This is a genomic window from Paraburkholderia sp. 22098 (assembly GCF_052045935.1).
GTDB lineage: Bacteria > Pseudomonadota > Gammaproteobacteria > Burkholderiales > Burkholderiaceae > Paraburkholderia > Paraburkholderia caledonica.
On record NZ_JBQEPV010000007.1, the window covers coordinates 271,926 to 290,204 of the forward strand.

Below are 18,279 nucleotides of genomic sequence, written 5' to 3' on the forward strand. Positions count from 1 at the left end.
AAAAAGCCGCGACGGGGAGGAGGTCTTCGAACCGTCGGTTTCCAATCCACGCAAGGCGATAAAAAACGCGCATCGTTATTTAAACAATGCGCGCGTTGATATCCGCCGACAAATCGGCCTCTTCGCCCAGATTCAAACGCGAGTGCAAATCGGCAGATTATTTCACCCGCTGTATTTCGATCACCCGTGTAGGTCGCAAATGATTAAGGGCGTAATGGATACGGCCGCGTTCATGGCGGTTTTCGCCTGGGCGCGAATAGTCGAACAGATCATCGGTCGAATGAAGCGCCTGCGGCTCGAACATGCCTTTGTCGATCACCGTATAGCCCGGCTCGAGCGCGAGCAGCAGATGATTGCCGCCCACGCGGCTGTCGAACCCGGCCATGCCGTCGTGCGCTTCCGGCACGCTGTTGACGAGCGTCGCGTTGCTGGTCGTGATTTCGTCGACTGCTATCGGGCTCTGGCCCGCAATGCGCGCGGCTTCGTGATTCTTGCCGTCGGTGTCGACCGTGCTGTCGTGTGTCCGGTCATTGTGCGATTCGGCGGTACGCGGGCCGTTCGGGACAGTTGGCTTGCCGGCGTCTGCTGCCTTGTCGAAATGGGTGTTCATATGCATTCTCCTTTCAAGAAGTTGGGTTCAGAACTGCAAGGTCCGTTCCCTCACCAAGGCGATTGCGTGCGCGCGTCTTTCGTTTTTTTTAATGAACGCGCATTTTCTACAGAGTATGATCATACTCCGGCGAGCGGGGCGTGTTCTGCAACAGCGCTTAATCGGGTTCTCGCGAGATTCACATCGCTGTTTATCAACACCGGTGCAACGAGCGCGGGCTTACTCAAAACATTCTACGGGGCCGTCAGGGCGGGTGACACATGCACTTCGATGCTGCATTCACACATCGCGGCTATTTGTTAAATTGCGCACCGGCGCGCGCCGGCGACGGCACTTGGCAACCTTACGTCGTCATCTCGCGGTCGAGCGACGGTGAACTCGTCGCGAACCGTTTTTTCCCGACGGACCTGTGCTTTCGCGACGAGGCCGCCGCAATTGCTCATGCGCGCGACTGGGCGGTGCGCTGGATCGACGCGAGCAGCCTGACCATCTAGGCGCACCTTCGCCTTTGCCTTGCGCGCAACGCTGCGCGAGCCGCGGCAAAACGCGGTAATCTCTCGGGACACTCACTCGATACCGTGCTCCCCGCACGGCGCTGTCCCTCATGCCTAACGCGCCTACCCACAACTGGGGCCTTGAACAGATCGTCGCGGACCTGCGTGCGTCGCGCGAAGAGTTGCATCGTACGCGGCATCCACTCGGCATTCGCGAACTGCCGTCGCGCGAAGCGGTGGTCAACATCGTCGCGGGCCTGCGCGCGGCGCTATTTCCCACGCACTACGGCGCGCCGGATCTGACTGACGAAACCGTCGACTACTACGTCGGACACACGCTCGAAAGCACGCTGCGTTTGCTCGCGGAGCAGATCCGCCGCGCGCTGCGGTTTCTGCCGGAACACGCGCAAACGCCCGACACCGAACTGCGCGAGCGTGCCTTCGAGGTTGCGCGCCAGTTCGGCACGCAGTTGCCTGGCATTCGCGCGCTGCTCGTCAGCGACATTCAGGCGGCTTTCACGGGCGATCCGGCCGCGCAGCACATCACCGAAATTCTGCTCTGCTATCCCGGCGTATGGGCGATGACGCATCACCGCCTTGCACATGCGCTGCATCGTCTCGGCGTGCCGTTGCTCGCGCGCTTCATCAACGAGATCGCGCACTCGGCGACCGGCATCGACATTCACCCGGGCGCGACGATCGGCCCGAGCTTTTTCATCGACCACGGCACGGGCGTCGTGATCGGTGAAACGGCGATCATCGGTGAACACGTGCGCGTTTATCAGGCGGTGACACTGGGCGCGAAGAGCTTCGCGGCGGATATCGACGGCGCGCTGATCAAGGGCAATGCGCGGCATCCAATCGTCGAAAACGACGTGGTGATCTACGCCGGCGCGACGATCCTCGGACGAGTAACAATTGGCCGCGGCTCGGTGATCGGCGGCAATGTGTGGCTCACGCATAGCGTCCCGCCGGGCAGCAGCGTGTCGCAAGGCAAGGTCCGCGAAGGGGAGCGGGGCGAAGAAGGGCGGCGTTGATGCGCGGGCGCGACGCGTCGCGTGGCCGCGTCCACATGCCTCGTTGCGCGATTGCAGGCGTGGAGGCGACGGTGGCGCAAACCGCGCATGCGTTTCCGCGTCATTCGCACGACCGCTTTGGGATCGGTGTGATTGTCAGTGGCGGGCATAAATCGGCGAGCGGTCGCGGCCCCGTCGAAGCGCGCGCCAACGACGCGATCATGGTGAACCCCGGCGAAGTGCATGACGGCAGTCCGCTCGATGAACGCGGCCGCGCGTGGCGCATGCTCTATTTCGAGCCGTCGATGCTGGTGAGCGCGGCGGCCGAATTGAGCGGCGCGGCGGCGCGCGAGATAGAACTCACGCAGCCCGTGGTGCACGACCCGCTGCTGAAACATCTTTTCGAACGATTATTCGCGGTGGCGGTAGAGGCGCCGGGCGCACGCGATGCGTTGGCGCGGGAACAGGCGTTGCTCGAACTGCTTGCGCATCTGCTTGGCGCTCACGCAACCACGCAGGCGAGCAGGGAAACGCATGTTTTATCGTTGCATCGCGCGGGGCCGATTGCACGCGCGAAAGCGCGCATCGACGACGATCCGTCAGCGCCGCTCACACTCGCCGATCTCGCCGGCGAAGCCGGCATGAGCCGCTTCCAGTTGCTGCGAGCGTTTGCGCATGAAATCGGCTTACCGCCGCATGCATACCGGATGCAACGGCGCGTGGTGCTGGCGCGGCAATGGATAGCGCGTGGTGTGTCGCTCGCCGACGCGGCTGCCGCCGCGGGCTTTGCCGATCAGAGTCACATGACGAGGGCTTTTGTGCGCCTGCTCGGCGTCACGCCCGCGAACTACGCTGCGGCGATGCGTTGACGCAAACTCACGCTGCGCCCACACGAGCGCGGGATTCACAAGCGCAGGTGCTGCCAAAGATCTAATCCGGGCAGTCCGACATGACGGCCGACAAACCAGGCCGCCGCCCACGAAGCCGCGACTACGATCAGGTCGCAATGTCCGCTATTCCATAGATTCAGCGAATGCCGTCCGGCGATCCACGGTACGCCGAGCGGGTTGGGCCAGTCGGCGAGCAGATGCATCAGGCCGCCGCATGCGAAGCCGAACGCGGGCGCCGCATAAATTGAATGCCCGAGCCCACGGTACGAAACGGCGAGTAGCGCGATCCAGCCAATGCCCCAATGCGTCAACGTGCGATGCGCGACCCACAGCCGGCGTGCGCGCGACCACCACGCGACTTCGAGCCAGTCCGGCGCGGTGCTTCCCGCTACGCCCGCGATAAAGCTCATCAGTACGCCGATATAAAACGCGCCGTCGTGGCCGCCGCCGATGCGCGCCACAATCGCCGCGGCAATGACGCCCGCCGCGAAACCGGTTGCGTGATGTGCTTTGCTGGATGCCATCGGAATTCACGACGCAGCGCGTCGCGTGAAGAAGAGGGGCGGCTACGGTCGCAGATAGACGCGCAGAAAAATAGCCGGGACGCCGGTAGAAACGTGTCGCGGCATCGCGTGTCACGCATTAAACAACGGCGCATTCAACATGGACCACGCGCGCCGGCTGCAACACTCAGGTCGCACAACGTGCGATATTGAAGCGCATTTCCGGTTCCGGTGGATCGTCGGGCGCGTTGGCCGGATGCATGACCTTGATCACGGAGCCCGCGTTCGACGGCGTCAACGTGACGAAATATGAATTGTTCGAATCTGAGCCGACCGCGATCTCGGTCGCGCTGCCCACGCGCGACAGGCGAACTCTCGACAAGCGGCTTTCCAGGCAACTGGCAATGTACGCGGGAGCACGTTGCGACGACACGTAGATCATGGGCTGCGACGCGTCGCGTGCGGAAGGCCCGTTAGAGGAACCGCAAGCCGCGAGAGTGGCGATCGTCACGGCGGCGGGAGCAAGCAGAAAAATTCGTTTCATGGTGAGGTCGTCGGCGTCCCCGGACATTTGCGGGAATCTTGTGCGGGCGAAGCATAGCGCGGTTGACGCACCGAGTCATACACCGATCAATGCAATGCGATGCTTCGCGACAAAGCCGCCTTTCACTTGCATTGGGCGCTCGCTGAAACCTCACTGAAACTACTCGCAGCGAACACGCCCGATCACGAAGAGAAATGCGGACGCCCGAGTATACCGAGCGCGCGCTCGCGCCGTCACTTTCGTTACAAGCTGAAACGTCGCGCGCAAAAAAACCCGCGACGTGATCGTGTCACGGGCGGGTTCGGAAGCAGCGCGAAACGGTAGGCTCGCGCTGCAAGCACTGCGTGGAGAGTTAGAAGCGGTGACGCAGGCCGACAGCGGCGGCAACCTGGTTACCCGTCGACGACGGCGCGAGCGTATTGATCGCCGCTACGTTCGAACCAAAGTTGCCGAGTTCGCCCGATGCATGCTGATACACGCCTTCGACGTAGACGTCGGTACGCTTGCTCAGCGAGTAGTCGCCTTGCAGCGAGACCGTATGCCACTTCGGATCGCCCGAGCCGTTGGAGCCCGACACTTTGCCGTCGGTGAACGTGTACGAAGCCGCGAGGCTCATTGCCGGCGTCAGCGCGTAGCGGCCGTTCACTTCGTAGTTGTCCATGTGCAGGTTGGTACCGGCAATGCCTGGCAGCGTTGCACCGCCGACGTCGATGCCGGTGATGCCATCCAGTTGCGTATGCGTGTACACGAAGCCCGCGGTTGCCGGACCATATGTGTAGTTGATGCCCGCACCATACGTGCGCTGCAGGTTTGCCGCGATCTGCGCGGTGCCGTCGCCTTGCGAAACCGCGCCGCCCAGATTCGAGCTGCCCGACTTGTTCAGTTGCAGATAAGCCGCCGCGACGCTCAACGGACCATTGTCATACGAAGCGCCCGCGCTCCATGCGCGATTGTTCGAGAACTGGCCGGCCGAATTGCTGAAGCCGTACAGGCCGCCGAATTTCAGGCCCGCATAATTCGCGCTCGTGTATTTGACCGCGTTCTTGATCGAGAACGAGTTGTCCAGGTTGTCGTTGTCGAACGGGTGGGCCGCGAGATTGTTGCCGTAGCCTGCGCCCGCTTCCGACAGCGGCGCGAGATAGTCGACCACCGAGTCGTATTGACGGCCGAGCGTGAGCGTGCCGTACTGGTCGCTCTTCAAGCCGACGAATGCCTGGCGGTTGAAGAGCGTGTTGCCTTCCGAGAACTGGCCGTTGTTCAGATTGAAGCCGCTCTCCAACGTGAAGATGGCGTGCAGACCGCCGCCCAGGTCTTCGCTGCCGCGCAGGCCGAAGTAGGTGTTCGACACCGAACCGCTACCTTGCTGCCAGTTGCTGTGGCCGCCCTGGTTGTTCGAATACACGAGGCCGGCGTCGAGTGTGCCGTACAAGGTGACGCTGCTTTGTGCGTGTGCGTTGAGCGCGAATGCGCCCATGAGACCTGCTGCGATGAGGGTTCTTTTCATTTCATGACTCCAGGGACAATGCATCGAGAATCGCATTCGGGGTGGGGCCGTGGATCGCGCTGATTGCGTCAACCACGTGCCGATCCGCTGCGAAGTGTATTCCCGCTATTCGCTTATCCAATTGCGCAAATGTCGCAACACTCATTTCCAGAATCCGTAATGAACATATGCGAATGACGTAAGTGCGCAAAAATAAAGGAAAATAACAATGCACGTGATTATGGCTCCGCATTCAAGCTTATTTTATTGTTGCGGGCGCGCGACGGCTTTCAAAGTGCATTACTGCCAGAACTCTTGCTGAAGCTGCTGGCGTGAGGCCGAATTGCCGGCATTTCACGCAATAAAGTCTTCTTTGTCCGAAGCTCTATTCGACTCGTTGCAGGTTCTGATATCTGCATTGCCTTCCCATTGCCTTCCATTAAAGGCCAACGTTTTATCAATTTTTATACGCGGCAAGACGCAAAATTTTTTCTATTTTTATAATGGGCTTATTAGTTCCGTTCAAATGGCGAAATGCAGTATTTCGACCAGCGAAACAACTGCCATGACTTGTCCGTTCGTCAGAGCGTGGCGGCCGGCGCGCCGGAGGCGGGTAGAATTGCATGCTCGATATGTGTTTCTAGTCCAGCGATAGTGAGTGAACCTGTAATGACCGACCCGACCCTTCCCTCGTCCGACCAAGCTGCTGATCCCACGACGGAAGGCGCGTCCGAACCCGATACCACGCAGATCGATGGCGAGCCCGAAACGCTGCACGAAGCGCGTCTTTGGCGCGACGACGGCTGGACCGCTCGCGTCATCAAGAATGAAGACGACGAAGGCTGGGCCGTCGAAATGATCAAGGACGGCGAAGCCGAGCCCGCGCTTGTCGGCCCATGGACAATGGGTCGCAACAAGAAAGACCCGAAGCCGCTCGACACGGGCGCGTTCAACACGCTCGTGAAAACCGCGTCTGAAGTGCTGCGCCGTCATGAGCAGCAACTGCGCGCGCAACTTCACAAGGAAGTACGCGTGTCGAGCGCGGACGGCAACAACGAACTCGACATCACGCTCGACATCGTGCCGGATGAAGACGAACCCTACGCGCTGCTGACAGCGCTCGACACATTCGGCGAGCAACTCGCGCAAGTGCAGGTCGCGCCTAACTTCAAGCTCAGCAAGGCGAGCGCTTCCGCGTGGGTCGAGAATGACTTCCGGCGTCCTGGCTAACACCAGTTGTTAACGTCGGTTGTTGTCGCGGCTAACATTACCAACGGCTGTCAATATACTTTCACATTCGCTTCATAGAATCCTCGCGTCATAGCGGCGCGAGCGCGAACCATGCGGTCTGAATCCGGGTCGTGCCGGCTGTGAGTTATCCACGCCACCCACAACCAGGATTACGACAACATGGCTGAGCCGTTCGACCCTTCCCGCCGCAAGGCCCTGAAACTGTTCTCCGGCGTGCCGATGTTGCCGATGTTCCCGTTGGGCGGTCTCGCCACGGCTTCCATGCTGAGCGGGTGCGGCGGCAGCGACGACCTCGCGACGCCGGCCAAGCCGGTCGCCAATTTCGTGTCGGCGGCTTTCAGCGCAATGGCGGCGCCGACGCTGGCCGATCCCGCCGCAATGGCGAAAACCACGGTGGGCTCTTCGCTGACCGTACAGTTGAGCGACGGCAGCAGCCGCACGTTCAAGCTCTCATACCAGCCGTTCTTCATAACCGGCGACATGGTGCCGAACATCAAGGGCGGGACGATTCTTGCCGGCGGCTACGTGGACATCAACAATCAGCCGATCATCGACAAATCGGTTGCGGGCAAGGAGCGTCAGTTCTACTCCGATTGCCCGGACGGCAGTTCGCTGATCCGTCTCGACAATCCGGCCGTGAAGGGAATCAAAGGCAACGCCGTGTTCGCAGTCGTGCAGTTCGAGTACGCGACGCGCGATCAGAGCCTCGTGTCGATGTACGGACAGTTGCCGTCGCCGATCGCCGTGCTGACGCTCGACCAGGACCCGGCCACCGGCAAGCTCACGCTCGTCGGCTATCACAACGTCGATACGTCGAAAGTGCATGGCTTGTGGATCACCTGCGGCGCAAGCCTGTCGCCGTGGAATACGCATTTGTCGAGCGAAGAGTACGAGCCGGACGCTGCGACTATCTCCTCAAATAGCCAGTTCAAGGGCTTTAGCCGCAACCTGTTCGGCAGCGAGACGACGGCGAATCCGTATCACTATGGCCATTTGCCCGAGGTCACCGTCAACCCGGACGGCACCGGCACGATCAAAAAGCACTACTGCCTTGGCCGCATTTCGCACGAACTGGTTCAGGTGATGCCGGACAAGCGCACGGTGCTGATGGGCGACGACGCCACCAACGGCGGGCTCTTCATGTTCGTTGCCGACCGTGAGGCCGACCTGTCGGCGGGCACGCTCTATGTGGCGAAGTGGACGCAGGTGTCGTCGAGCGGCGCGGGCGCGGCGACGCTTTCGTGGATCAACCTGGGCCATGCAACCAGCGACGAAATCGAGTCGCTCGCAAACACGCTGACCGCGGCCGACATCATGGACGTCAAGACCGCCGATCCGCTTGACACGTCGTACACGAAGATCAATTTCAACGGCACGTTCAACTGGATCCGCGTGAAGCCGGGCATGACCAAAGCCGCGACTTTCCTCGAGACGCATCGCTACGCGGCGCTCGTCGGCGGCAGCATGGGCTTCACGAAACTCGAAGGCACGACTGTCAATATCAAGGACAAGGTGCTGTATTCGGCAATGTCGCGTGTCGAGAAATCGATGGTGCGGGGCAATGCCGCGTCGACGGATGTGGCGGTCGACAAAGCCATCAGCGCGGGCGCGGTCTACGCGCTCAATATGAAAGGCGGCCAGACCGACCGCAGCGGCGGCGCGATCAATAGCAACTGGGTGCCGGTCGATATGGCGGCGCCCGCGGCGCTCGTCGGCGAAGACCTGTCAACCGCCGACGCGCTCGGCAACACGGCGAACGCCGACCGTATCGCGAACCCGGACAACCTCAAGTTTTCGGAGAAGCTGCGAACGCTCTTCATCGGCGAAGACAGCAGCATGCACGTGAACAACTTCCTGTGGGCGTACAACGTCGACACGAAGACGCTCTCGCGTGTGCTGTCGTGTCCCGCGGGCGCGGAGTCGACGGGCCTGCACGCCGTCGACGAGATCAACGGCTGGACCTACGTGATGAGCAACTTCCAGCATGTGGGCGATTGGGAAAGCCCGTTGCACGACAAGGTCAAGGGCACGCTCGATCCGCTCGTGCGGGCCAACTATAAGGACCGCTTCGGCGCGACGGTCGGCTATCTGACGGCCGATCCGACGTCGATCAAGTTGTAATTTCGAGGGAGGCGGCGCGGATAGTGAAGCGCCGCCTCAACTCCGCTTGCAGAAGATCGCCGTGATGAGCGGCGCTACGCGGTGCACGATTGCCGTGCCGCCGGTCGCCGTTACGGCGGCCCGTACCTTCGATTCGCTCCCGAACACGACTACGCCGTATGCAGAGCGCGCCACCGGCTCGCCTTCTCCAACGCGGAACATGGGATCGTCTTTCTCATACCCGACCACCGCGAAAATGTGAAATCCGAACGCGGTCAGGTCCGCCCCTTGCGCGGGAGAAAATGCGTTGATCGAGTTGCTTTCGACGCGGGTCGGCTTCGGGTCGATCAATTGATTGCCGGCAAGATCGGCGATGAATTGATGACCGCTTTCATTGCAGGCAAGCGGCGCGTCCAGCGCGGTCGCGCGAGCGGCTAGCGGCAGCGCGAGGGCGGCGGCAACGAGTGCGGCTATGCAGAAGACGCGCGAAGCGGCAGATGGAAAAAAGCGTTTCATAGGCGAAAGGCGGCGAATTCGAGTACTGCGATGTGGTGCGCTGTAGTGCGTGCACAACGGGTCGCACGGATAAAAACAAATCCCGCGCAAAACGCGAAGACTGTCTGAGATCGAGGCTATTCGCGGAGGCAGGCGCAACAGGATTCGCACTTTATCGCGATTCGGCAAATCCTGCTTCATGTATGGGCAGTCGGCAAACCGTTCGCGAGTCCGATCAGGCACAAAGAAACGAACGCGAAGAAAGCAATCTTTCTCGATCCCGTATATATTTCCGGGTTATGAATTCGCGACCCCAGACTCCAATTAATGTTCCGCCGCCCCGAACCTGGGACGCGCGGCTAGCCCGCCGGCTCGTGACACCGCTTGTTAATACGCGTGTCGCGCCCAATCATCTGACCACGCTGCGTCTGCTGATCGGCGTCGCAGGCGCGCTGTGCCTCGCGCGCGGCGGTTTCGCGTGGTCCAATGCCGGCGCGGTTCTGATCGTTCTGTCCAACTTCGTCGACCATACCGATGGAGAGCTCGCGCGCATCAGCGGCAAGTCGAGCCGGATCGGTCATTTTTACGACCTCGCTTGCGATGCACTCGTCACCGTCATGCTGTTTATCGGCATGGGTATGGGCATTAGCGCGTCGAATATCGGCGGGCTTACGGTTGCGCCGGGTTGGCTCGGCGCGATTGCCGGCATTGCCGTCGCGCTGATTTTCTTCCTGCGCATGCGCATCGAGGAAATGGCCGGCAAGGCGGGCACGAAGCAGGCCGCCGTGGGCGGCTTCGAAACAGAAGACGTGTTGTACCTGCTGCCCATCGTCACGCTGACGAGCGTCGTGATGCCGTTCGTCGTGGCCGCCTCGATCGGCGCACCGCTCTTCGCCGTGTGGGTAATGATCGACTATTGGCGCGTCTCGCGCCGTACCGCGCAGCCGGCTGCAGCTGGCGCGGGTGCTTCTGAAACCCATCAAGTATTGGCTGGCAAATGAGTACACACGCCGAAGACGACGTGGCCGCATCGATTCACACAGAACATGCCGTGCCCGCGATGCAGGCGGCGCCCGCCGCGCCGGACGCCGACCGTGCGCTCGCGAGCCGCACGCGCACGTTCGACAATCCGCGCTTGCGCAAGGACTTCGCCGAGCAGGGCGCATTTCTCTATCTGGAAGATTTCCTCGCGCCGGAAGTCACTGCGCAACTGGTGCACAGCGCGCGTGCGCTGCTCGACGAGGTCAACCGCAACTACCTGCCGGGCCACAAGCAGGGCGGCAGCGTGAGCCGTCATACGATCGACCGTCTTGCGCCGTTCATCGCCGAACTGTATCGCTCGAAGGAACTGATCGGCTGGCTCGAACAGCTAAGCGGCGACAAGCTGCAAGTGTCGCCGGCGGACGATCCGCACGCGTACGCGCTGTATTACTACACGCGGCCAGGCGATCACATTGGCTGGCACTACGACACTTCGTACTATGACGGCCGCCGTTACACGCTTCTGCTTGGCGTAATCGACGAATCGTCGTGCCGTCTCGACTATGAATTGCACACGCGCAATCCGGATGTGCCGGATCAGCCCGGCTCGGTGCAGATTCCGCCTGGCGGCCTCGTGTTTTTCGACGGCGACAAGCTGCGTCATCGCATCACGCCGGCCGGGCCGAACGAGATGCGTGTGTCGCTCACTTTTGAATACGTCACCGATCCGAACATGCGTCCGTGGCGTCGTCTGATTTCCAACATGAAAGACGCCATTGCGTATTTCGGCTTCCGCCAGGTGTTTCGTCAAATGACTCAGGCGAAACCTCGCGACAAGGACCGCGCATGAGTCGCGCTGCCCTGATTCTGCTGTCGATCGGGACGGCGCTGTTTGTCGGCCTGCTCGCGTGGCAGGGTTTCGGTTCGGTGGTGTCGACGCTGCTCGCCGCCGGTTGGGGGCTCGCGCTCGTCGCCGCGTTTCACGTGGTGCCGCTCGCGCTCGACGCCGGCGCGATCTCGGTGCTGTTGCCGCGCGGCCGGGACGGCGGGCGTCACCACCTGTCGGTGCGTGACGCGCTGTTCGCGCGCTGGATCGGCGAATCCGTGAACAGTCTGCTGCCGGCCGGCCAGATCGGCGGGCCGGTGGTGATGGTGCGGCAGCTGTCGCAGCGCGGCATGCCGATGCGCGACGCGGCCGCGGCCATCACCGTGAGCACGACCGCCCAGGCACTCGCACAAATCATCTTCGCGCTCTTCGGGCTGCTGATGTTCGGCGCTTACGCGGCACATGGCGCGCTGCACGACCTGCAAACCGCCACGCTCATTGCGACGGCGGTGCTTGGCGGCATGATCGTCGGCTTTTATTATGCGCAACGGCGCGGGCTGTTCGGCCGGCTGCTCGGCGTGGCGTCGAAACTGTTCGGCAAACGCGACTGGTCCGGGCTGATGACACGCGCCGAAGCCGTCGACGCCGCCGTGCAGGCCATGTACCGCGAGCGGGCCCGCGTGGCCGCGAGCTTTGCGTTGAGTCTTGCTGGCTGGATCGTCGGTACCGTGGAAGTCTGGCTCGCGCTGCGTTTTCTCGGCCATCCGGTCGACTGGGTCGACGCGCTGCTGCTCGAAAGCGTCGGTCAGGCGATTCGTGGCGCGGCCTTCATGATTCCCGGCTCGCTCGGCGTGCAGGAAGGCGGCTACTTGCTGCTTGCGCCGCTGGTGGGTCTGCCGCCCGACGCGGCGCTCGCGTTGTCGCTGACCAAGCGCGCGCGCGAAATCCTGCTAGGCTTGCCGGGTCTGCTGGTCTTGCACTTCAGCGAACGAAGCTGGCAAAGGCGGCGCGCCCTTGGGCGCGTTCCCGCTGTCGATTAAACTCCGTATCTTTTCAAAGGACCGCGCATGCGTGCCATCATCCTCGCTGCGGGCCTCGGCCTGCGTCTCCAGCAACCGCCGGAAGCCCAGTTCCCGAAGTGCTTGTTGCAGTTCGACGGTATGAGCCTGCTCGAACGGCATCTGCAGATGCTCGAAACCGCCGGCGTAACAGAAGTCGTGCTGGCGCTCGGTTTCCAGCCCGAGTCGGTGCAGGCGGAACTGGCGCGCATCAACTGGCCGCACGAAGTTGAAACGGTGCTGAACACGCGTTACGACCTGGGCAGCGTGTTGACGGTGCACACGGTGGCCGAGGCGCTGACGCGCGGCGGCGACGTGCTGCTGATGGACGCCGACGTGCTGTACGACGAGCGTATCCTGAGCGCGCTGGTCGCAGGCGAGACGGTCAACCGTCTGTTGATCGACCGCGATTTCGAAGCCGGCGACGAGCCCGTGAAGCTGTGCCTGAAAGACGGCGTGCCGGTCGAGTTGCGCAAGCAGCTGGCGGTCAATCTGGAGTACGACACCATCGGCGAGTCGGTCGGCTTTTTCCGCTTCCGTCAGGAAACGGCCGAGCGCTTTGCGCAGATCGTGGCGGGCTATATCGACAGCGGCCGGGCGAATCTGCCGCACGAAGAAGCTGTGCGCGACCTGCTGCTGGAGCGCAGCCAGGTGTTCGACACGGCCGACGTCACCGGCGCGCCGTGGATCGAAATCGACTTCCCGAACGACGTTGCCCGTGCGACCACGGAGATCCTGCCGCAGTTGCAGCCGCTCGTCAGCGCGTCGCGTTGATATCCGCTTGACCGCGAGACACTCAGCAAAAAGCCGGCTCAATGCCGGCTTTTTGTCGTTCAAGGACTAACCAGCGCGCATCGCAACCTGCATTGCCGCTGCAATGCCATAATCGACGCTTTATATCGACGGCCTTGCCGACCGTCGCCCTGCCAATGCCTTTCGCTTTAGGCGCTTTCATTGTTCCGCTGATCGTCGCGTGTGCGATGTTCATGGAAAACGTGGACGGCACGGTCATCGTGACGTCGCTGCCCGTTCTGGCGCGCGATCTCGGTCAGGACCCCATCACCCTCAAGCTGGCTGTCACCGCGTACGTGATCGGCCTCGGCGTCTTCATTCCGATCTGCGGCTGGGTTGCGGACCGCTTCGGTTCGCGCACCGTGTTTCGCACGGCCATCGGCATCTTCATGGCAGGCTCGCTGATGTGCGCGGCGTCCACCTCGCTCGGCATGTTCGTGGCCGCCCGCTTCGTGCAAGGCATTGGCGGCGCGATGATGGTGCCGGTTGGGCGCATCATCATCTTCCGTTCGGTGCCGAAATCGGACTTCATACGTGCGGTCAATTATCTGACGGTGCCCGCGCTGCTCGGGCCTGTGGTCGGGCCGCCGCTCGGAGGCTTCATCACCACGTATCTGCATTGGCGCCTGATCTTCTTCGTCAATATTCCGATTGGTCTGCTCGGCATCTGGCTTGCCAACAAGCACATCGCCAACGTGCGCGAAGCGCATCCAGGCCGGCTCGACTGGACCGGCTTCCTGTTGTCCGCGAGCGGCGCGTCGCTGTTCATGCTGGGGCTTTCGCTGGTGGGCGGCGAACTGGTGCCGAACCTCGTATCGATCGGCATGTGCGCTGTGGGTGTCGTGTTGCTGGTGGGTTACGTGCTGTACGCGAATCGCGTGGAGTTGCCGGTGCTCGATCTGCGCCTTTTGCGTATTCCGAGTTTTCACGCAAGCGTGGCGGGCGGGTCGCTGTTTCGCATCGGTCTCGGTGCCGTGCCGTTCCTGTTGCCGCTCGCGTTGCAGGAAGGCCTCGGCATGACTCCGTTTCTGTCGGGTTCGATCACATGCGCGTCCGCGTTCGGCTCGATCTTCATGAAGGCGGCGACCTCGCGCATACTCGGACGCTTCGGCTTTCGCACCGTGCTGATGGTCAACGCTGGCTGCGCGGGCATTGCCATCGCGATATACGGACTGTTCTTTCCCGGCACGCCGCACTGGTTGATCTGGTGCGTCGTGCTGGTCGGCGGCTTCTTTCCGTCGCTGCAGTTCACGTCGTTGAACACGTTGGCCTACGCCGATATTCCGAGCCGCGACGTGGGCCGCGCGACCAGCGTCGCAAGCGTGATCCAGCAGCTTTCACTTGGGCTGGGCGTGACGATCGCAGGCATCGTGCTGCAGATTTCGCACAACGTGCAGGGTCATTCGAGCATCGTGTTCTCGGACTTCTGGCCGGCGTTTGTCGTAGTCGGCCTGTTCTCATTTCTGTCTATTCCGGTCACGGCACGCTTGCCGCACGACGCCGGCGACGAAATCGCCCGTGGCCGCCGCGGCACGGCATAACGCAGACACGCGACTTACGGTTTTTGTGTGCCGCATCAGTCTCCCTACGGGCTACCGCTGCTTCGCAAAGAGCCTGTTCACATGTTATAAGCCCCAAGGGAACGGAAGTTATCGTCTGGTGAAACAGTCGTCTTGGGGGATATCAATGAAGTTGTTCCGCAACGCCAAATCGTCTGCTAGCGGATTTGCGCTGGCTGCACTGCTGTCTGTTTCGGTCGGATTTCTCGAGGCCACGCCGGCAGTCGCGAAGCCGCCCGCGAAAGCCCAGCCGGCTGTACTGACCGCGTCCGCAATCGCGGTTGCCGACGAGTACAGCGCCGACGCCGCCGAACAGATCTTCAAGGAAGGCGGCAACGCCGTCGACGCTGCGGTCGCCATCGCCTTCACGCTTGCCGTGACTTATCCGGAAGCGGGCAACATCGGCGGCGGCGGTTTCATGACGCTGTACGTGGGCGGTAAGCCGTATTTCCTCGACTATCGCGAGCGCGCGCCGCTCGCGGCGACGAAGAACATGTATCTGGACGACAAGGGCGAGGTCATCAAGGGCATGAGCCTGTACGGGTACCGTGCCGTGGGCGTGCCCGGTACCGTCGACGGCATGTGGCAGGCGCAGCGCCGCTTCGGCAAGCTGAAATGGAAACAGGTGCTCGCACCGGCCATCCACTATGCACGCGACGGCTTCACGGTCAGCGAGCAACTGCAGGAGCGTCGCGACGCGGCAGCGAAAGAATTCGCCGGCAAGACGAACTTCGACACCTACTTCGGCAACCTGAAGCAAGGCGTCAACTTCAAGCAACCCGATCTTGCCGCCGTTCTGCAGCGCATTTCGGACCAGGGCGCGAAAGACTTCTACTCGGGCAAAACCGCCGACCTGATCGCTGAATCCATGCGCGGTCACGGCCTCATTACGAAGGCGGATCTGCAGCAGTACAAGGCCGTGTGGCGCCAGCCGATCCAGGCGGACTGGAAAGGCTACCGCGTGTACACCGCACCGCCTCCCAGCTCGGGCGGCATCGGCCTCGTGCAATTGTTGAAGATGAAGGCCGACCGCGAAGCCGACTTCAAGGACGTCCCGCTCAACTCGCCGCAATACATCCATCTGATCGCGGAAATTGAAAAGCGCGTGTTCGCCGACCGCGCGCAATATCTCGGTGACCCCGACTTCTACAAGGTGCCCGTTGCGCAATTGACCGACGACGCGTACCTCGCGAAGCGCGCCTCTGAGGTCAACCCGGAAACCCCGTCCGACACCAAGAGCGTGCAGCCCGGACTCGGCACGTCGATGCCGGAGAAAGCGGAAACCACGCATTTCTCGGTGGTCGACAAGTGGGGTAACGCAGTGTCGAACACCTACACGGTGAACGGTTACTTCGGTTCGGGCGTGGTCGCGGATCGCACGGGCATCGTGCTGAACGACGAGATGGACGACTTCTCCGCGAAGCCGGGCGTGGCCAACATGTTCGGCGTGGTAGGCAGCGACGCGAATTCGATCGAACCTAAAAAGCGCCCGCTGTCGTCCATGAGCCCGACGATTCTCACGAAAGACGGCAAAGTCTCGCTCGTAATCGGCACGCCGGGCGGCTCGCGCATCTTCACGTCGATCTTCCAGGTGATCAACAACATCTACGACTTCAACATGCCGTTGCCGGCAGCGGTCGGCGCGATGCGTTTCCATCACCAGTTGTTGCCGCCGAATACGATTTTCTGGGAGCCGTACCAGCCGATCGACGGCGAACTCGCCAAGCAGGTCGAAGCAAAGGGCTATACGCTGAAGGCCCAGAACTTCAACGGTGACATTCAGGCCATCAAGATCAATGACGACACGCCGGAGCCCGCAGCCGACCCTCGCGGCCGTGGCGTCACGCGGATCATTCAGTAAGCGTTATTCGAATGGTGTGGACGGCGTGTCGATCGCGATGCGCCGTTCACGAACACAAGACCTCGCGCTCGAAAGAGCCCGAGGTTTTTTTACGCACGATCAGCTTGCCTGTTCCACCGGTGTCAGCGTCAGTTCGAGCCGCTGCGCGCCCCGCAGCACCGTCACGTTGACGGGCTTGTCGATCCGCGAAGCGTCGAGTGTGCGTTGCAGCGCATCCACGTCCTGCACCGGCAGCGAGTCGATTGCGACGATGGTGTCGTCGGTGCGCAGACCGCCCGCCGCGGCAGGGCTGCCTTTGACGATTTCCATCACATGCACGGCGCTTTGCGCGCTCAAACCGAAGTAGCGCTGTACGCGGCGCGATATCGGCGTCGTCGTTCCCGCCACGCCGATATACGCTCGCCGCACGCGGCCATGCGCGAAAATCTGCATGATGACCCACTTCGCCGTGTCGATCGCGGTGGCGAAGCAGATGGCCTGCGCGCCGGGAATGATCGCGGTGTTCACGCCGATCACCTGGCCTGCCGAATTGATCAGCGGGCCACCGGAATTGCCGGGATTGAGCGCGGCGTCCGTCTGGATCACGTCGTAAATCATGCGGCCGGAATTGGAGCGCAGCGAGCGGCCGAGTGCCGATACGACTCCCGTTGTCACCGTTTGCGCGAGGCCGAGCGGATTGCCGACCGCAATGGCGATCTGCCCGACGCGCAGCTTCGACGAGTCGCCGAGTTCCACATGCGGCAGCGGCTCGGGCGAGCCGATTCGCAGCACGGCCAGATCGCTGCCGGGGTCGTCGCCGACCAGATCGGCGTCGAACCTGGAGCCGTCGGCGAGCGTGACCTGGATGTGCGTCGCGCCATGCACGACGTGGCTATTGGTCAGCAGGTAGCCGTCGGGCGTGAAGATGAAGCCTGAGCCCGTGCCGCCGCGCGCGCCGCGTTCGCGCGTGGCGGTGCCCGCCAGCCGGCGTTCGACGGAAATGAAGGCGACGGCCTGCTGCACGCGTTCCAGCGCGCCAATGACGGTGCGCGAATAGGCGTCGAGCAGGGCGTCGTCGGATAGAGAATTGAGGTGGTTTGGCCCGGGGGCGTCGGATGCGGCGCGCGACAGGTCATCGATGAAGCGTGGACGGCTTCCCATGGCGATGCTCCGGATAAACGGAATTGCAGATGCGGGGCGCGGCTGAGCTTTTCAAGTGCGAATCCGGCTGCGCCCGCCTGGCTCTCCTGGGCAGAGATCGACCGGAATCTGGCGTGGGCGGCCATCTCCGACGTCGAGCGAGCTTTCGGCGTGTGAGACACTGTGATGCCACCGCGAGCCGTCCGCGACCGCACGCCAAGGAGACCGCCGTCATGAACCTGCCCGCTCATCCATCCGGCGAGACCGATGCTTCGGCTTCGTCAGCTTCATCCTCCGAGGTCAAACCGCGAATTGAGTCGCTCAGCGCTATCACGCTCGCCACCGGCGACATGCGCGAAGCGGTGCGCTTCTACGAAGCCCTCGGTTTCCCACTCAAATTTGGCGGCGGGCAAGCCGAATTTACGTCGTTCGCGTTTGGCGGCACGTATCTGAACCTGATCGCCGATTCGCGTGCGCCGGTCAGCTGGTGGGGCCGCGTGATCGTCTATGTGTCGGACGTCGATGCGATCTATCGCAAGGCGCTGGCCGCCGGATTCAAGCCCTCGCTCGAGCCCTCCGATGCGCCGTGGGGCGAGCGCTATTTTCACATCTCCGATCCGGACGGCCACGAGCTCAGCTTCGCAAAACCGTTGCGCTAGCGGGCGGCGTCGGCGTGAAACTCGCTATCATTAACAGG

General features: G+C 62.2%; 19 protein-coding genes. 12 read left to right on the forward strand and 7 right to left on the reverse strand.

The genetic code is table 11. The annotated features are described in order from the left end of the window. Positions 1 to 157: 157 nt before the first annotated feature. On the reverse strand, positions 158 to 610 hold the full coding sequence (locus ACTJLB_RS17120; RefSeq protein WP_087751049.1) for a DUF3005 domain-containing protein: 453 nt from the start codon (positions 608 to 610) through the stop codon (positions 158 to 160). 260 nt (positions 611 to 870) lie between these two features. Here ACTJLB_RS17120 and ACTJLB_RS17125 point away from each other — a divergent pair, with 260 nt between their 5' ends. The 3 genes from ACTJLB_RS17125 to ACTJLB_RS17135 all read left to right on the forward strand — a co-directional run bounded on the left by ACTJLB_RS17125 (position 871) and on the right by ACTJLB_RS17135 (position 2,989). Then, the gene (locus tag ACTJLB_RS17125) at positions 871 to 1,104 is read left to right on the forward strand and encodes a hypothetical protein (protein ID WP_020066652.1); all 234 of its coding nucleotides are present in this window, start codon (positions 871 to 873) and stop codon (positions 1,102 to 1,104) included. A gap of 110 nt (positions 1,105 to 1,214) precedes the next feature. Further along, positions 1,215 to 2,141, forward strand: coding sequence for a serine O-acetyltransferase EpsC (gene epsC, locus ACTJLB_RS17130; RefSeq protein ID WP_440783945.1), 927 nt, complete (start codon positions 1,215 to 1,217; stop codon positions 2,139 to 2,141). After that, entirely contained in the window at positions 2,141 to 2,989 is an 849-nt protein-coding gene (locus ACTJLB_RS17135; RefSeq protein WP_440783946.1) for an AraC family transcriptional regulator, read from the forward strand. The genes epsC and ACTJLB_RS17135 overlap by 1 nt, the downstream gene beginning before the upstream one ends. Positions 2,990 to 3,024: 35 nt before the next feature. On the opposite strand, the gene ACTJLB_RS17140 is transcribed toward ACTJLB_RS17135, so the two are convergent. The 3 genes from ACTJLB_RS17140 to ACTJLB_RS17150 form a co-directional block, all read right to left on the reverse strand. Continuing rightward, the gene (locus ACTJLB_RS17140; RefSeq protein ID WP_204521890.1) at positions 3,025 to 3,534 is read right to left on the reverse strand and encodes a metal-dependent hydrolase; all 510 of its coding nucleotides are present in this window, start codon (positions 3,532 to 3,534) and stop codon (positions 3,025 to 3,027) included. A gap of 166 nt (positions 3,535 to 3,700) precedes the next feature. Next, positions 3,701 to 4,057, reverse strand: coding sequence for a sugar ABC transporter ATPase (locus ACTJLB_RS17145; protein ID WP_204521889.1), 357 nt, complete (start codon positions 4,055 to 4,057; stop codon positions 3,701 to 3,703). A gap of 352 nt (positions 4,058 to 4,409) precedes the next feature. Further along, positions 4,410 to 5,561, reverse strand: a complete 1,152-nt coding sequence (locus ACTJLB_RS17150) for a porin (protein ID WP_020066647.1) — start codon at positions 5,559 to 5,561, stop codon at positions 4,410 to 4,412. A gap of 648 nt (positions 5,562 to 6,209) precedes the next feature. Between ACTJLB_RS17150 and ACTJLB_RS17155 the strand changes: the two genes are divergently transcribed. Together ACTJLB_RS17155 and ACTJLB_RS17160 are read left to right on the forward strand one after the other, a co-directional pair. Continuing rightward, positions 6,210 to 6,770 carry a hypothetical protein gene (locus tag ACTJLB_RS17155; protein WP_440783947.1) on the forward strand — a complete coding sequence of 187 codons (561 nt, stop codon included), beginning with the start codon at positions 6,210 to 6,212 and terminating at the stop codon, positions 6,768 to 6,770. A 180-nt stretch (positions 6,771 to 6,950) separates the two neighbouring features. Further along, positions 6,951 to 8,912 carry a PhoX family protein gene (locus tag ACTJLB_RS17160; RefSeq protein ID WP_440783948.1) on the forward strand — a complete coding sequence of 654 codons (1,962 nt, stop codon included), beginning with the start codon at positions 6,951 to 6,953 and terminating at the stop codon, positions 8,910 to 8,912. A 36-nt stretch (positions 8,913 to 8,948) separates the two neighbouring features. Here the strand turns inward: ACTJLB_RS17160 and ACTJLB_RS17165 are convergent, their stop codons facing one another. After that, positions 8,949 to 9,407 (reverse strand): hypothetical protein, encoded by a 459-nt coding sequence (locus ACTJLB_RS17165; protein WP_087751044.1) that lies wholly within the window; start codon positions 9,405 to 9,407, stop codon positions 8,949 to 8,951. A 278-nt stretch (positions 9,408 to 9,685) separates the two neighbouring features. Between ACTJLB_RS17165 and ACTJLB_RS17170 the strand changes: the two genes are divergently transcribed. Genes ACTJLB_RS17170 through ACTJLB_RS17185 form a run of 4 tightly spaced genes read left to right on the forward strand, consistent with a single transcriptional unit; the run spans position 9,686 to position 13,025 of the window. After that, positions 9,686 to 10,387, forward strand: a complete 702-nt coding sequence (locus tag ACTJLB_RS17170; RefSeq protein WP_392394093.1) for a CDP-alcohol phosphatidyltransferase family protein — start codon at positions 9,686 to 9,688, stop codon at positions 10,385 to 10,387. Next, positions 10,384 to 11,217, forward strand: a complete 834-nt coding sequence (locus ACTJLB_RS17175; protein ID WP_020066642.1) for a HalD/BesD family halogenase — start codon at positions 10,384 to 10,386, stop codon at positions 11,215 to 11,217. Before ACTJLB_RS17170 ends, ACTJLB_RS17175 begins: the two co-directional genes overlap by 4 nt. Continuing rightward, on the forward strand, positions 11,214 to 12,233 hold the full coding sequence (locus tag ACTJLB_RS17180) for a flippase-like domain-containing protein (RefSeq protein WP_020066641.1): 1,020 nt from the start codon (positions 11,214 to 11,216) through the stop codon (positions 12,231 to 12,233). Before ACTJLB_RS17175 ends, ACTJLB_RS17180 begins: the two co-directional genes overlap by 4 nt. Before the next feature lie 27 nt (positions 12,234 to 12,260). Beyond that, entirely contained in the window at positions 12,261 to 13,025 is a 765-nt protein-coding gene (locus tag ACTJLB_RS17185) for an NTP transferase domain-containing protein (protein WP_020066640.1), read from the forward strand. Between the two features lie 22 nt (positions 13,026 to 13,047). On the opposite strand, the gene ACTJLB_RS17190 is transcribed toward ACTJLB_RS17185, so the two are convergent. Continuing rightward, complete coding sequence (locus ACTJLB_RS17190) at positions 13,048 to 13,239, reverse strand: hypothetical protein (protein WP_440784021.1); 192 nt, start codon at positions 13,237 to 13,239, stop codon at positions 13,048 to 13,050. On the opposite strand from ACTJLB_RS17190, the gene ACTJLB_RS17195 reads away from it, so the two are divergent. Both ACTJLB_RS17195 and ggt read left to right on the forward strand, forming a co-directional pair. Next, positions 13,181 to 14,584, forward strand: a complete 1,404-nt coding sequence (locus tag ACTJLB_RS17195) for an MFS transporter (RefSeq protein WP_020066639.1) — start codon at positions 13,181 to 13,183, stop codon at positions 14,582 to 14,584. The two genes, ACTJLB_RS17190 and ACTJLB_RS17195, sit on opposite strands and share 59 nt — an antisense overlap. Positions 14,585 to 14,729: 145 nt before the next feature. Continuing rightward, on the forward strand, positions 14,730 to 16,463 hold the full coding sequence (gene ggt, locus ACTJLB_RS17200) for a gamma-glutamyltransferase (RefSeq protein ID WP_020066638.1): 1,734 nt from the start codon (positions 14,730 to 14,732) through the stop codon (positions 16,461 to 16,463). A 99-nt stretch (positions 16,464 to 16,562) separates the two neighbouring features. Here ggt and ACTJLB_RS17205 read toward each other — a convergent pair whose 3' ends face one another. Next, a complete protein-coding gene (locus ACTJLB_RS17205; protein WP_392393914.1) occupies positions 16,563 to 17,603 on the reverse strand; it encodes a S1C family serine protease in 1,041 nt (346 codons plus the stop codon). A 212-nt stretch (positions 17,604 to 17,815) separates the two neighbouring features. On the opposite strand from ACTJLB_RS17205, the gene ACTJLB_RS17210 reads away from it, so the two are divergent. After that, the gene (locus tag ACTJLB_RS17210) at positions 17,816 to 18,241 is read left to right on the forward strand and encodes a VOC family protein (protein ID WP_440783949.1); all 426 of its coding nucleotides are present in this window, start codon (positions 17,816 to 17,818) and stop codon (positions 18,239 to 18,241) included. Positions 18,242 to 18,279 lie beyond the last annotated feature (38 nt).